The following is a 1196-nucleotide window of genomic DNA, read 5'->3' on the forward strand; positions in this document are numbered from 1 at the left end:
TTTTTGAACCGTCCACCCGTACTCGTTTGTCTTTTGAAACGGCGGTACAGCGTTTGGGTGGGAAAGTTATCGGTTTTTCCGATGGTGCAAATACCAGCGCGAAAAAGGGTGAAACGCTCGCAGATACTGCGAGGATTATTTCCAGCTATACGGATGCGATTATTCAGCGACACCCGAAAGACGGTGCGGCCCGTGTGGCGGCCGAATTTTCGAGCGTGCCCGTGATTAATGCCGGCGATGGTACCAACCAACATCCGAGTCAGACGCTTTTGGATTTGGTCACGATTTATGAAACACAGGGCAGTTTGAGCAATTTGAAGATTGCGATGGCCGGCGATTTGAAATATGGCCGTACGGTACATTCATTGTGTCAGGCGCTGAAGCGTTGGGGTTGTGAATTTGCGTTTGTTTCCCCTCCCAGCTTGGCAATGCCGGACTATATCACTGAAGAGCTGGAAGAAGCCGGGTGCCCTTATCAAATTTTGCCCGGATTGGAAGAAGCGGTCGAATGGGCGGATATTTTGTACATGACCCGCGTTCAGCGCGAACGTTTTGATGAGCAGGAATTTGCCAAAATTCAGGGTAAATTCAATCTTGATGCGCAAATGTTGGCGAATGCTAAACCCAATTTGCGCGTCTTGCATCCTTTACCGAGGGTAGATGAAATTCATCCGGACGTGGATAAAACACCTCATGCCTATTATTTTGAACAGGCAACCAATGGCGTGTATGCACGGATGGCGATTTTGTCTTTGGTATTGAACGAAGAAGTTTAAGGAGCGAGAGATGGAAAACTCAAAACTCAGCGTTGAAGCGATTGAACAAGGTACGGTAATTGATCATATTCCTGCCGGTAAAGGCTTGGCCATTTTAAGACAGTTTAAGCTGCTGCATTATGGCAGCGCGGTTACAGTCGGCTTTAATTTGCCCAGCAAAACGCAGGGAAGCAAAGACATTATCAAAGTCAGCGGCGTATGGTTGGATGCCAATGCGGCCAACCGTTTGGCTTTATTTGCCCCTGAAGCAGTAGTAAACAAAATCGATCAGTTTAAAGTGATCGACAAACAGCATTTGTCATTGCCGGACGAAATTTCAGAAGTATTCCGCTGCCCGAATACCAATTGTGCCAGTCATGGCGAGCCGGTCATCAGCCGCTTTTATGTCCGTTCACATAATGGTCAGACACGTTTGAAATG

2 protein-coding genes are annotated in these 1196 nt (G+C 47.6%); both read left to right on the forward strand.

The genetic code is table 11. The features are described 5' to 3' along the window. Window positions 1-776: aspartate carbamoyltransferase (gene pyrB, locus ACTHUM_RS14740; protein ID WP_440403254.1), on the forward strand; the 776-nt coding region annotated here is incomplete at its 5' end. A 10-nt stretch (window positions 777-786) separates the two neighbouring features. After that, a partial coding sequence (locus ACTHUM_RS14745; RefSeq protein ID WP_440403255.1) for an aspartate carbamoyltransferase regulatory subunit occupies window positions 787-1196 on the forward strand: 410 nt, incomplete at its 3' end.

The sequence above is a fragment of the Neisseria sp. P0021.S006 genome, from assembly GCF_051956895.1.